The following is a 12,668-nucleotide window of genomic DNA, read 5'->3' as shown; positions in this document are numbered from 1 at the left end:
CATGACGACCACCCTCATGACTTCCACACCGAGTAGAAGCTCGGCCGGCCGACCGCCTCGAAGGCGACGCCGTGCACGTTGGGCGCGCCGCCGTACACCTGGGGCTCCTCGAACAGCGGGATCGCGTAGGCCTGCTCGACGAGGTAGCGCTGGATCTCGGCGACCTTCTTGTCGCGCTCGCCCGGGACGGCCAGCGCCGACTCCTCCTCCAGGAGCCGGTCGAGCTGCTTGTCCTGGGACAGGATCACGTCGCGGTTCTCGCTGTGGAACTGGCTCTTGATGACGTCCTGGTCGGCGCGGCCCACCATGCTGTGGCTGACGGCCGTCTTCTCGGCGTTCTTGATGTCGACGGCGAGGGTGCCGGCGTCGCCGGGGCGCACCTCGAGCTTCACCCCGAGCTTGGCCCACTGCTGGGCGACGAGTTCGAGCGTCTGCTTCGACAGCGGCTGCGGCAGGGAGACGAAGACGCCGAGCTGGAGCTTCACGCCGTCCTTCTCGCGGACGCCGTCGGCGCCGCGCTTCCATCCGGCCGAGTCGAGCAGCGCGTTGGCGCCGTCGGGGTCGAAGGCGAGCTCCTTCGACAGGTCCACGTAGCCCTGCGCGAGGTGACTGAGCACCGAGGTCGCCGCCGGGTAGCTGGGCGTGAACAGGGTGTCCACGACCTCCTTGACGTCGGTGCCCTTCTGCAGCGCCTTGCGGACCTTGAGGTCGCTCAGGATGCTGTTGGCGGGCCGCAGGTACAGGCCGTTGTTGACGCCTCTGGTCGGCTCGGCGTAGAGGGTGAAGCCCGCGCTCTTGACCGTCTGCTCGTCGTAGGCCTGGACGTAGCGGACGAAGTCGGCCTGGCCGCTGGTGAGCGCGCCGACCCTGACGTTGTCCTCGGGCGTGACGATGATCTTGATCTCGTCGAGGTAGGCGCGGCCCTGGTGCTCGGACGACGCGGGCGCCCAGTTGTAGTCCTTGCGGGCCTTGAGGTCGATCTGCCTGTCCACGACCTGATGGGCGACGGTGAAGGGGCCGGAGCCGATGACGTTCTTCAGCTGGCACTGCTGCTCGTACGGCAGGCCGATGGTCTTCTTCGACACCAGCCCCGCCCCGATGACCGAGGTGCCCTGCAGGAAGCCGGGCGAGGGCTTGTCGAAGTGGAACCTCACCGTCCTGGCGTCGAGGACCTCGCTGCGCGCGTAGTTGTTGACGAACTCGGCGGGCGGCAGCTTGAGCTTGGCGTCGCCCTTGCCGTACACGTCGAAGTTGGCGGCCACGGCGCTCGCGTCGAGCGGGCTGCCGTCGCTGAAGGTCACGCCGTCACGCAGGTGGAAGGTGTACTCGGTCGCGTCGTCGTTGATCTCCCACTTGGTGGCGATCCACGGCTCGATCTCGAGGGTCCTGGGGTTCTGCCAGGTCAGCTTGTCGGTGAGCTGGTTGAGCAGCCCGCCGTTCGGATAGAACCCGGCCGCCGGCAGGTAGAGGCAGCTCGGCGGCTGGTGCTCGAGATAGGTCAGCGTGCCGCCGTGGACCGGCCGGCCCGGCGCGGCCGCTGCCTTGGCCGTCGGCTCCGCGGTCCCGCCACAGCCCGCGAGAAGTCCCGTGACGGCGAGGAGCACTGCCGCTGTGACGCGTGTAGCCATGGGGAGATCGCCCTTCATTGCGGGGGTTCAGTGAAAACCACCATAACCTACCGAAATTGTAGGTAAGGACCATGTCCACATGCTGATACGGCTTGCGCCCCCGCTTGAGACGCAAGCCGTATCGCCGCCCGGTTACCTCAGCCCGGCGTCCAGGGCGCCGGTGAGGACGCCGGTGTCCCCGGACATCTCCCAGACCATCGCGCCGAGCAGGTTCCTGCTGCGCAGCCAGGCGGTCTTCCTGCCGATCGACCAGACGTCGTCGAAAGACCACCACTGGCCGCCGTCGCCGGTGAAGCACGACGTGGCCACGGCCTGCTCGTCATGCCGCACCGCGCAGTTCGGCACGCTCGCCACCAGGTTGGCGTAGCCGCGCGTGCCCGCCTCCTCGGCGAACTGGCCGGGCGCGGCACCGGTCGCCGACTGCCACTCCCCCGCCTTGCCGCCGTCGGCGACGCCCTGCCAGCCGCGCCCGTAGTAGGCCAGGCCGATGGTGAGCTTGCGCGGGTGCACCCCCGCCGCCAGGTAGACGTCGATCGCCTTCTCGACGCTGAAGTCGGGGTTGTAGGGGCTGTCGGTGTCGAGGTGGAGGTTGCCCTGGTGGCCGGTGCGGTTGGGCTCCCAGGAGTTGTCGCTGCCCGCGCCGTGGAAGTCGTAGCCCTGGACGTTGAAGATGTCCAGGTGCTTGGCGACCTGCGGCAGGTCCCAGCCCGCCGCGATCTTGGCGGGGTCGGCCGGGGTGAAGGCGGTCAGCTGGTAGCGCCGGCCGGTCTGCCTGGTCAGCTCGTCGAGCTGGCGGCGGAACTCGGCGATCAGCAGCGTGTTGTTGGCCTTGTCGTTCGGGCTGACGTGGTTGCCGGGGTGTCCTTCGGCGCCGGGCCACTCCCAGTCCAGGTCGATGCCGTCGAAGACGCCCGCCGCCGTGCCTGGCCCGCCCGCGCCGCCGGCGACGGGCAGATTGCCCTTGATGTAGATGTCGACGCACGAGCTGACGAACTTCCTGCGCGCGGCGTCGGTGGCGGCCACGTCGGAGAAGTACTTGGAGTAGGTCCAGCCGCCGAGCGAGATCAGCACCTTGAGGTGCGGATGCTTGGCCTTGAGCTTCTTGAGCTGGTTGAAGTTGCCGCGCAGCTTCTCCCACCCGGTGTCGGCCACGCCGTCGACCGACTGCGCCGCGCTGAACGGCCTGCCGTAGTCGGCGTCGGCGTCACCCGCCCCGTCACCCTGGTTCGGGTCCTGCGGGTTCTGCGTGGTGCCCTTGGTGACACCCTGCAGGCAGGTCAGGTTGACCGGGTCGACGTTGCCGAAGGCGTAGTTGATGTGGGTGAGCTTGGCCGCCGCGCCGCTGGTGTCGAGGTTGCGGACGAAGTACTGCCTGCCGTAGATGCCCCACTGGACGAAGTAGCCGACCCGGGCGTAGCCGCTCTCCACGATGTCGGCGGTGGTCACGGTGACCGGGACGCTGGCGGGCGAGAGGTTGTCGTACAGGTCGCGCGCCCTGACGGTGAAGGTGTACTCCGTCGAGGGCGACAGGCCGCCGACGGTGGCGGTCGTGCCGGTGACGCTGGTGGCCGGCGTGGTGCCGGTGTAGACGTCGTAGCCTGCCACGCCCTTGTCGTCGGTGGAGGCGGTCCAGGTGAGGGTGACGCTGGAGGAGGTCTTGCCGGTGCTGCGCGGGCTGCCGGGGGCGGTCGGCGGCTGCGTGTCGTCGGCCGGGTCGTTGGTCGTCACGGTCACCGGAGTGCCGGCCGCCGACAGCGTGCCCTTGCGGTCCTTGGCCTTGACGGTGAAGGTGTAGGCGGTGTTGGGCGTCAGACCGGTCACGGTCGCCGTGGTGCCGGTGACCTCGGTGCCGTTGGACAGCACGTAGCCGACGATGGGCAGGCTGCCCTGCCGGGCGGCGTCCCAGGCCAGCGAGACGGTCTTGGTGGTCTTGACCGTCACGCGCAGGTTGCCGGGGGCTCCCGGCGGCGCGTCGGGGGTGCCGTCGCAGTTCACGTCGTTGATCCGGCAGGAGGTGGGCTCGGCGCCTGCCGTACTGACGGTGAACGTCGGGCTGTAGGGCTCGGTCGTCGCGCCCGCGGCCACGGTGGTGTTGTAGTGGGCGGGCGTCAGCGTGACCGTGCGGCCGTCCTGGGCGAGCGAGGCGTGCTGGGCGTTGCTCGCGGTCACCCCCGCGGGCAGGTCGAAGACGATCGTCCAGCCGTTCAGCGCCGTGGTGGAGTTGTTGGCCACCACGACCTTCGCCGAGGTGCCGGTCACCGTGTAGGTGGCGCCGACGGGCGGCGGGGCGGGCGGTTCGGGGCCGCTGCCGTCGCAGTTGGCGCCGTTGATCGTGCACGAGGCCGGCTGGACGGCCGAGCTCAGCGTGAAGGCCGGGCTGTAGGGTTCGGTGTTCCTGCCCGCCTGGACGGTGTTGATGTAGAAGGCCGGGGTCAGCGTCACCCTGGTGCCGTTCTGCGTGAGGGTGGCGTGCTGCGGGTTGCTCGCGGTCACGCCCGGCGGCAGGTCGAAGACGATCGACCAGCCGGTGACGGCGGTGGTGCCGGGGTTGGCGACGACGAACTTCCCGGTGGTGCCCGACAGCCCGAAGGTGGCGGTCAGGCGCGCCGCGGCGCCTGCCGGAACGGCGCCGAGCGCGACGGCGATGAGGACGACGAGCAGCACGATCGGCGATCTGCGCATGCGAGGGATCTTTCTTTTAAGAAAGTTTCCTAAGAGTTTGATCGGATCGTAAGCCCGCCTCCGACCACCGGCAAGACCCAAAGCTTGACCTTGACGTAACGGCAACGTGTGTAATGACCGCATGCGGATCGGAGAGCTCGCCTCCCTCGTGGGGGTGTCGACCAGGACCGTGCGCCACTACCACCATCTGGGGCTGCTGCCCGAACCCGAACGCCTGACCAACGGCTACCGGGAGTACCGGCTGAGGGACGCCGTGCTCCTCTCGCGCGTCAGGCAGCTGGCCGCGCTCGGCATGTCGCTGGACGAGCTGCGCGACGTGCTGGCCGACGACCAGGGCAAGGACCTGCGCGAGGTCCTCCAGGAGCTCGACGCCGACCTCGCGCGGCAGCAGGCGGCGATCACGGCCAGACGCGAACGGCTGGCCGTCCTGCTCGCCGACACCGAGCTGCACCCCGACTCCGTCGCTCCGCCCGACATGACGGCGGTGCTGCGCGACCTCATCCCCGAGGAGTCGGCCTTCGCCAGGCTCGACCGCGAGCTGCTCACCCTGATGAGCAACGTGGCCGACCCCGCGGTCAGCGCCGAGTTCGTCGACCTGATCCGGCCGCTCACCGAACCCGCCGCGCTGCGACGCAGCCACGAGCTCTACCGGCGCCTCGACGAGCTGGCCGACGTCCCCCTCGACGACGGACGCCTGGCGGCGCTGGCCCGCGACCTGGCCGACCACCTGCCCGAGGGCCTGGTGCGGCCGATGCTCGAGCACGCGGAGCCCGACGGTACGACATGGCTGGACATGGTGCGGGACGGGATGACGCCCGCGCAGGTCGAGGTGTTCAGGCTGCTCATCGAGACGGTGAAGGGACGGGTGTGATGCTCCGGCTGGCCCGCGCGGCGCTCTACACCGCCATCCCCGCCGAGTTACTGCTCGCGGTCCTGCTCGTCTCGGGTGTCCCGCTGCCCACGCCGGTGCTGGTGGCCACGGAGGCGGTCGTGGCAGGCGTGCTCACGCTGGAGGCCGTGACCGCCTACCGGCTCTACCGGACGGCGCGCGGCGCGGGGGCCGACCGGCGGGCGGCGCTGCGGGACACCGTCGACGCGCTGGTGCCCGTCAAGGTACGCAAACTGCTGGAGTTCGAGCTGAACGGCATGGCCAGCCTGTTCCTGTGGGTCGCCAGGCGGCGCCACGGCGTGCCCCCGGGAGCCAGGGCCGTGCCGTACTCGAAGGAGCAGTCGACGACTCTGATGATCATGCTTTTCGTGATGGTCGTCGAGACGGTCGGCATCGACCTGCTGCTGGCCGCGCTGGACGTGCCCACGGCGGTACGCGTGACCGTGCTGGTGCTCGACCTGTACGGCATCCTGTTCGCGCTGGCCTTCGCCGCGGCGTGCGTCACCAGGCCGCACGTCGTGACCGACGAGGAGCTGCGCGTCCGCTTCGGCGCCTACTTCGACCTGCGGATCCCGCGCGAGCTGATCACCTCGGTACGGGTGTCGCGCAACTACAACGAGACCGGCATGATCCACGTCGCGAGCGGACGGCTCAGCGTCGCCGTCGGTTCCCAGACCAACGTCGTCGTCGAACTGGCCGCGCCGATCACCGTCACGAGGCCGCTCGGCGCCCGCGAGACCGTCACGAGCGTCCGCTTCTTCGCCGACACGCCCCACGCCCTCCGGCTGCAGGAGGCCTGAGGGCCCGGCGACGCCGGCCGGTGCCCGCGCCGGCGCCGTCGGGCGCGGTCGCCGAGGTGCTCGGCCGGCCGGCGGCGGGCCTGCCGCGTGACCCGCGCCAAGCGCCCGGCCTGCCCGCATGACCTGCGCCGCACGCCTGGCCTGCCCGCGTGACCTGCGCCGCGCGCCCGGCCTGCCCGCGTGACCTGCGCCGCGCGCCTGGCGGGCCTGCCCGTGACGTGCGCCGCGACGGCGCGCCTGGCGGGGGCGACCGGGCGGGCGTGAAGGAGACTGCTGTCATGAACGCGCACGAGATGGCTGCGGCGCCGGGGCGGGCGGAGCTCGCCGGCGCCGTGTACGGCTCGCTCCTGGCGGCCTCCGTGGTCGTCGGCTCCGCCACCGACCACCAGCCGGCCCCGGCGGAGGACCTGATCGTCCTGCTGATCTGCACGGGCATCGTGTTCTGGCTCGCGCACGTCTACGCCGAGGTCGTGGCCCACGTCAAGACCCTCACCTGGGCCAACCTGCGCAGGGTCGCCAGGGAGGAATGGCCGCTCGCGCAGGCCTCCTTCCCGCCGGCCACGGCCGCCGCCTTCGCCTCCACGTTCGGCATGTCCGACACGGTCGCGGCGTGGATGGCGCTGGGAGTGGCGGTGGCGAGCCAGGTCATCTGGGCCGTCGCGGCGGCGGTCACCATCCACTCCAGCAAGGCGGTGATCCTCTGGTCGGGAGTGGCCAACCTCCTGCTCGGACTGATCCTCGTCCTGCTCAAGACGCTCATCGCCGGCCACTGACCCGGACGGCCGGCCACCAGGGAGCGGGAACGGACCCCGGGTCGGACACCAGGCAGGAACGGGACCCCGGCCAGGCGCCAGAGGGCAGGAACGGGACCCCGGCCAGGCGCCAGAGGGCAGGAACGAGACGCCGGTCAGGCGCCAGGGGGCAGGAACGGGACCTCCGGCGCCCCCTTGTCGATCAGCCGGACCAGGGCGTCCGTGTCGAGGTGTCGCTCGACCAGGTCGCCCAGCGCGTCGAGCCGCTCCTCCCGCAGCCGCGCGAACGACACGTCCGGCGCCGGGACGAAGTCACGGCCCGCCCGCTCCGCCACCTCCGCCAGGAACGCCCGCCTGAAGCCGTCGTTCTCCAGCGCGCCGTGCCAGGTCGTCCCCCACACCGCCCCCACCGTGCACCCGTCGAGGAACGGCTCGCCGCCCTCCACCGTGGCGACGCCGTGGTGGATCTCGTAGGCCGACACCGCATGGCCGTACGCCTGCCCCGTGGGCCTGGCCAGGCGCTTGTCCTCGCCGAACGTCACCCGGACAGGCAGCAACCCGAGCCCTCTTACCCGTCCCGCTCTCGACTCCACCTCGTCCACGATCTCCCGCGCGAGCATCTGGTAACCGCCGCAGATGCCCAGGATCGGCAGGCTCCTGGCCACCAGCGCGTCGGCCAGCCCCGTCGAACGCAGCCACGCCAGGTCGGAGACCGTCGCCTTCGATCCGGGCAGGACGACCAGGTCGGCGTCGTCGAGCTCGGCGGGCGTGGTGACGAACCTGACCAGCACGCCGGGCTCGCTCGCCAGCGCGTCGAGGTCGGTGAAGTTGGAGATGCGCGGCAGCCTCACCACGGCCACGCGCAGCGTCTGCCTGCCGTGTGGCCGCCCGCTCGCCGCCGGACGGCTGTCGAGCGCGAGGGAGTCCTCGACGTCCAGCCACAACCCGTCGAGCCAGGGCAGCACGCCGTACACCTGGCGGCCGGTCAGCGCGCGCAACGTCTCGAGCCCCGGCTGGAGCAGCTCGACCGCGCCCCTGAACTTGTTGACCACGAAGCCGGACACGAGCGCCTGGTCCTCGGGCGACAGCAGCGCCACGGTGCCGTAGAAGGCGGCGAACACCCCGCCCCTGTCGATGTCGCCCACCACGACGACGGGCAGGTTCGCGGCCCTGGCCAGGCCCATGTTGGCGATGTCGCCGCGCCTGAGGTTGATCTCGGCGGGGCTGCCGGCGCCCTCGCAGACCACCACGTCGTAGGCCGCGCGCAGCCGCTCGAAGGACTCCAGCGCCCGCTGCCGGAGGAAGTCCTTGAGCGCGCCGTACTCCATCGCGTCGACGTCGGTCAGCGGCCTGCCCATGAGCACGACCTGGCTGCGGCGGTCGCTGCCGGGCTTCAGCAGGATCGGGTTCATGTCCGCGACGGGCTCCAGACCGGCCGCCTGGGCCTGCATGGCCTGCGCCCGGCCGATCTCCGCGCCGTCGGCGGTGACGAAGGAGTTCAGCGACATGTTCTGCGCCTTGAACGGCGCGACCCGCACGCCCTGCCTGGCCAGCCAGCGGCAGATGCCCGCCGTCACCACGCTCTTGCCCGCATCCGACGTGGTCCCCGCGACCAGCAGCGCACCCTTCACCAGGCCACCGTAGCGGCCCCGCGCGAACGCCCGTGCCGCCCCCCTTGGCACATGATGTGACATCCGCCACTGCGGGCTCCCTGGTCACCGGCGTGTACGCGCCCATCCCGCCCAGGGTGGTCGGGCGCGATCACGCTCATGGCGCGGGGGTTCTCCGAGCGCGACGCGGCCAGAGCGCTGGAACAAGCACGGCGACCGCGGCCGCGGTGAGGCTCACGGTCCTGGTCAGCCGCACCGCCCTGCGGATGTCCCGCACCTCCGGCTTCGGTCCGTCGCCCATCTCCGGGCGGTGCTCGACGCGGGAGCCGTACACGTTGGTGCCGCCCAGCGTCACCTCCAGCGCCCCGGCGAACGCGGCCTCGCACCTGCCCGCGTTCGGGCTGGGGTGCCGGTGGCCGTCCCTCAGCAGCACCCGCAGGGCCCGCCGCCGGTCAGGAGCGGCGAGTACGGCCAGCAGCCCGGTGATCCTGGCCGGGACGTAGTTGGCCACGTCGTCGAGCCTGGCGGCGGCCCAGCCGAACCGCTCGTACCGCGGCGAGCGGTGACCGACCATGGCGTCGAGCGTGTTGACGGCGCGGTAGGCGAGCAGGCCCGGCACACCCGCGACGGCGCCCCAGAACAGCGGCGCGACGACGGCGTCGGAGGTGTTCTCGGCCAGCGACTCGACGGTGGCCCTGGCCAGTTCCGGGGCCTCCAGGCCGCGCGGGTCCCGGCCGCACAGGTGCGGCAGGCGGGCCCTGGCGGCGGCGAGGTCGTCGGCTTCGAGCGCTTCGGCCATGTGGACGCCCTCGCGGGCGAGCGTGGTGCCGCCGAGAACCGCCCAGGTGGCGGCCGCCGTCAGCCCCGTCTCCACCAGCCACCGGCCCGCGCCCCCCGCCGGGCCGTCCACCGCGGCCCACCGCGCGGACGGGTGCGTCCCGCCCACGTCCGTCCCCCGGCTTCCGGACGGGCGCCTCCCGCCCGCGCGCGTCCCCCGGCCTCTGGACGGTCGCGACCGGCTGAGCGCGGCGCCCGCCCATCGCGTCAGCAGGCCCAGCCCCGCCGTGCTCCCCACACAGATCGCGACATGCGCCACCCCGTTGGGTCTGGCGTCGCCGTACAGCCGCTTCTCCAGCGCCGCGGCGGCCCGGCCGAACAGGGCGACAGGATGACCACGCCGCGGGTCACCCACGGCGGCGTCCACGAGAACCCCGAGCGCGATCCCCGCGGACCTAGACGAGATGTGCATGCACCTCATCTTCGTGGGTGTCGAGCCATGCCGCCGCCCGCCGGATGCGCTCGCCGGCGCCGTCCGCCCACATCCGCGCCCAGCCGCCGCCCTCGGCCGCACGTGTCCGCATCACCTCGTACGAGCGTCCGAACCGCAGCCGCGCCAGCGGGATCAGGCGCCGGCGCTCGCGGGGCGGCAGGCCGTACGCGTCGCAGAAGCGCCGCAGCCGTGCCCCCACGTCGGCCTGGCGCAGCAACGGATGCCGGTCGACCGGGTCGGCGATCGGCGCCCAGTGGCGCACCGTCGTGACCACGTCGAACAGCCTCGTCGTCGGCCGCGCGAGATCGAAGTCGATGAACGCTACGGGCCGGTCACCCCTGAAGATCACGTTGGCGGGGGTCAGGTCGCAGTGCCCGATCACCTCGGGAGCGGCGTCGTCGTTCGACCCGCCCTCCCAGCGGTGCCCGGCCAGCGGGAAGCCCGCCGTCGCGTCATGGAAGTCGCGCAGCAGCCGCGCCAGCCGCTCCAGCGCCCGGTCGCCGGCGTTCTCGGCGGTCAGGCCCGCCGTACCGGGAACGAAGGTGATGATCTCGCGGCCGGCGGCGTCGACCCCCTTCAACCGGGGCGCGCCCGCGAACCCGACCGCCTCCAGGTGGCGCAGCAGAGCGTGCACGGCGGGGCTGGACCGGCAGGTGGGCCTGCGGACCGTCTCGCCGATTCGCACCACTCCGTCCGTCACGTCCCCGCCCTGCAGCGGAATCTCATGCAGGACCGTCGCGACCATGCCACGACACCTTAGCCCTTTATGTACGCCCCCCGCCTGGGGTTTTCGGACATTAACCGTGTCGTGACCCTCGACTCATCCTTCACCACGTGAGTCAACGACCACACGCCGTGAACCTCCCCCACGGCTCAGCCGTCCCCTCAGCAACTCGGGAAAGGAGCCCGCATGTCACTCCCCCTGACCGTCCTCCTCGCCGCGGCCACCACCCTCGGTCCCGCATCGGCGGCCCCCACGGTGCAGATCACCAAGGTCTACTACGACTCCCCCGGCGTCGACCGACGCGGCAACGCCTCGATCAACGGCGAGTACGTCACGATCCGCAACACCACCCGCAAGCCCATCGAACTGGCAGACTGGACCATCCACGACAAGACCGGCTACCGGTACACGTTCGCACCCGACGCCGCCCTGAACCCGGGCCAGCAACTCACCCTCCGCACCGGACAGGGCCGCGACACCGCGTCCACGTCGTACTGGGGGCGGCGCGCCTACGTCTGGAACAACGACAAGGACATCGCCTACCTGCGCGACCCGTCCGGCAGACTGATCGACTCGTGCTCGTACAACAGCGCACGGAGCGACTACCGGGACTGCAGGTAGGAGGCGGGATGCGCACGGCGTGGAGAATCGAGTACGTGCGCACTCCCAGGATCATGCACAATTAGGCGGGAGCGCCCTTAGCTCAGCTGGATAGAGCACCGGACTTCTAATCCGACGGTCGCAGGTTCGAATCCTGCAGGGCGCGCTTTGATCATGGTGCTGACCTGCGGAAACATGTACCATGACAGTCGTACGGAACATAGTTCTGGGCTATCCGTGCTCCTACCGTGCTCCCCCGTACCAATCCTGTACACACCATGATCACCATGCCGTTCATCACCGCACTCACCACCCCTGCCACATGACGAACGGCCCCGTTCCGCCGCGATTCCAGCGGAACGAAGCCGTCATCTCCCCCGGCCCAGCCTCTCCCTCTCGCTACACGCGAAGCTGCCGCAGAACGCCTCGGCCTTCGTTGTCACCGAGCAACAGCGCCGCGGTCTTCTCCGCCGCCGCCATCGCCACCTGCGGGAAAACCGACGTGTACGTGTCAGCGGTGAATGCGCTCGAGGTGTGTCCCAGCGTCTCCTGCACCACCTTGATCTCCACACCAGCAGCCAGCATCAACGACGCCGCACCATGCCGGAGATCATGCAGCCGGATCGGCGGCAGTGTGCCTGCCGAAATCTCTATCCATCCAGGTCAAGCGGCATGTGCAGCAGGTGCAGGGTCTTGTCGATGCGGCCGTACTCGGCGAACGCTTGCCCGAGCGGGGTCGGGCGCCCGCCTCGGGCGAACATGCGCAGCAGGTCGTAGGCGCGCACCTGGTTGGTCACCAGCGATCCTGCGACCCGGGTCATGTCCGCCCACTGGGTGTGGATCTTCTGCCGGTTGATCTTGTTGCGGGCGATCGCTTCCAGCGGCCCGTATTTCGGTGTCGTGCCGTCGGGCAGGTCGGCGCGCGGGTCCAGCCTGACGATTTGACGAGGGTGCATTCGAGCGTGGGCATGGTGGGGCTCCAGCCGGCGGTTGGAGGTTGTGATGCGTCCGGGGGCGGCTGCCATCGTGCGCAGGCGGTTCTGGCCAGCCTGTTGCCGCCGTGCTCACCACCGTTCCCAGTGCAGGACCTCCTTGCGCGGGATGCGGGGAGCGGGCTTGAAGTCGGTACCGAGGGTGAAGGCCAGCGGGATGAACGCCGCCAGCATGACCTCCTCGTACGGCACGCCGAGCACCTTGGCCAGTTCGCGTTCGAGCGGTCCCTGTGCAGTGGTCCACACAGTGCCCAGGCCGCGCGCCCGGGCGGCCAGCATGAAACTCCACACGGCCGGAAGGATCGATCCCCACGCCCCCGCCTGCACGGCCACCGGGGCGTGGTCGGTGCGTCCCTCCACGCCCGGGATGACGAACACGGGCACCCGGTGGATGTTGTCGGCCAGGTGGCGCAGGCCGTCGAAGACCCGCTCGGTGGAGCCGGAATGGTAGTTCATCCGCCGCACGTCGCGTTCGGTCAGCGGCTGCCCGGTGGCCAGCGGCAGGGCGCGCAGGAAGATGTCGGCCACGGCCCGCCGCTGCTCGGCCTCGGTCACGACCATGAAGTGCCAGCGCTGCCGGTTTCGCCCGGTCGGTGCCTGCACAGCCAGGTCCACGCACTCCTCGATCAGCTCGCGCGGCACCGGGCGGGTGAGGTCCAGGCGCTTACGCACGGCGCGGGTCGTGCTCAGCAGCTCGTCGGGGGTGAAATCCAGCGTCACG

At 70.9% G+C, this 12,668-nt stretch carries 10 protein-coding genes, 1 tRNA gene and 2 pseudogenes; 5 read left to right on the top strand and 8 right to left on the bottom strand.

Going from position 1 to position 12,668, the window contains the following annotated elements:
• Positions 1-14 precede the first annotated feature (14 nt).
• Positions 15-1,628 (bottom strand): TIGR04028 family ABC transporter substrate-binding protein, encoded by a 1,614-nt coding sequence (locus ACWDLG_RS13465; protein WP_449919407.1) that lies wholly within the window; start codon positions 1,626-1,628, stop codon positions 15-17.
• A 132-nt stretch (positions 1,629-1,760) separates the two neighbouring features.
• Complete coding sequence (locus ACWDLG_RS13460; protein ID WP_449919404.1) at positions 1,761-4,310, bottom strand: glycosyl hydrolase family 18 protein; 2,550 nt, start codon at positions 4,308-4,310, stop codon at positions 1,761-1,763.
• 121 nt (positions 4,311-4,431) lie between these two features.
• Between ACWDLG_RS13460 and ACWDLG_RS13455 the strand changes: the two genes are divergently transcribed.
• The 3 genes from ACWDLG_RS13455 (at position 4,432) to ACWDLG_RS13445 (ending at position 6,772) form a co-directional block, all read left to right on the top strand.
• On the top strand, positions 4,432-5,181 hold the full coding sequence (locus ACWDLG_RS13455) for a MerR family transcriptional regulator (RefSeq protein WP_449919401.1): 750 nt from the start codon (positions 4,432-4,434) through the stop codon (positions 5,179-5,181).
• Positions 5,178-5,999, top strand: a complete 822-nt coding sequence (locus ACWDLG_RS13450; protein WP_449919399.1) for a hypothetical protein — start codon at positions 5,178-5,180, stop codon at positions 5,997-5,999. Before ACWDLG_RS13455 ends, ACWDLG_RS13450 begins: the two co-directional genes overlap by 4 nt.
• Before the next feature lie 278 nt (positions 6,000-6,277).
• Positions 6,278-6,772, top strand: coding sequence for a hypothetical protein (locus ACWDLG_RS13445; protein ID WP_354915169.1), 495 nt, complete (start codon positions 6,278-6,280; stop codon positions 6,770-6,772).
• Between the two features lie 134 nt (positions 6,773-6,906).
• Here ACWDLG_RS13445 and ACWDLG_RS13440 read toward each other — a convergent pair whose 3' ends face one another.
• The 3 genes from ACWDLG_RS13440 to ACWDLG_RS13430 form a co-directional block, all read right to left on the bottom strand.
• Positions 6,907-8,382 carry a cobyric acid synthase gene (locus ACWDLG_RS13440; RefSeq protein ID WP_449919396.1) on the bottom strand — a complete coding sequence of 492 codons (1,476 nt, stop codon included), beginning with the start codon at positions 8,380-8,382 and terminating at the stop codon, positions 6,907-6,909.
• Between the two features lie 136 nt (positions 8,383-8,518).
• Positions 8,519-9,610 carry a cobalamin biosynthesis protein gene (locus tag ACWDLG_RS13435; RefSeq protein ID WP_449919393.1) on the bottom strand — a complete coding sequence of 364 codons (1,092 nt, stop codon included), beginning with the start codon at positions 9,608-9,610 and terminating at the stop codon, positions 8,519-8,521.
• Positions 9,594-10,376 carry a phosphotransferase enzyme family protein gene (locus tag ACWDLG_RS13430; RefSeq protein ID WP_449919391.1) on the bottom strand — a complete coding sequence of 261 codons (783 nt, stop codon included), beginning with the start codon at positions 10,374-10,376 and terminating at the stop codon, positions 9,594-9,596. The genes ACWDLG_RS13435 and ACWDLG_RS13430 overlap by 17 nt, the downstream gene beginning before the upstream one ends.
• 165 nt (positions 10,377-10,541) lie before the next feature.
• Here ACWDLG_RS13430 and ACWDLG_RS13425 point away from each other — a divergent pair, with 165 nt between their 5' ends.
• Positions 10,542-10,976 (top strand): lamin tail domain-containing protein, encoded by a 435-nt coding sequence (locus ACWDLG_RS13425; RefSeq protein ID WP_449919389.1) that lies wholly within the window; start codon positions 10,542-10,544, stop codon positions 10,974-10,976.
• Positions 10,977-11,047: 71 nt separating this feature from the next.
• Positions 11,048-11,121 (top strand) — tRNA-Arg (locus ACWDLG_RS13420).
• Positions 11,122-11,354: 233 nt separating this feature from the next.
• Here ACWDLG_RS13420 and ACWDLG_RS13415 read toward each other — a convergent pair.
• The 3 genes and pseudogenes from ACWDLG_RS13415 to ACWDLG_RS13405 all read right to left on the bottom strand — a co-directional run.
• Positions 11,355-11,597 (bottom strand): annotated as a pseudogene (locus ACWDLG_RS13415) (tyrosine-type recombinase/integrase); the annotation flags it as partial.
• 35 nt (positions 11,598-11,632) lie between these two features.
• Positions 11,633-11,878 (bottom strand): annotated as a pseudogene (locus tag ACWDLG_RS13410) (Tn3 family transposase); the annotation flags it as partial.
• Positions 11,879-12,019: 141 nt separating this feature from the next.
• Positions 12,020-12,667: a nitroreductase family protein gene (locus ACWDLG_RS13405; RefSeq protein WP_449919387.1), complete on the bottom strand. Its 648-nt coding sequence runs from the start codon at positions 12,665-12,667 to the stop codon at positions 12,020-12,022.
• Position 12,668: the final 1 nt, after the last annotated feature.

The sequence above is a fragment of the Nonomuraea sp. NPDC003727 genome, assembly GCF_053586935.1.
The sequence above is the reverse complement of the archived record's forward strand: the minus strand, read 5'-3'. Positions and strand labels throughout refer to the sequence as shown.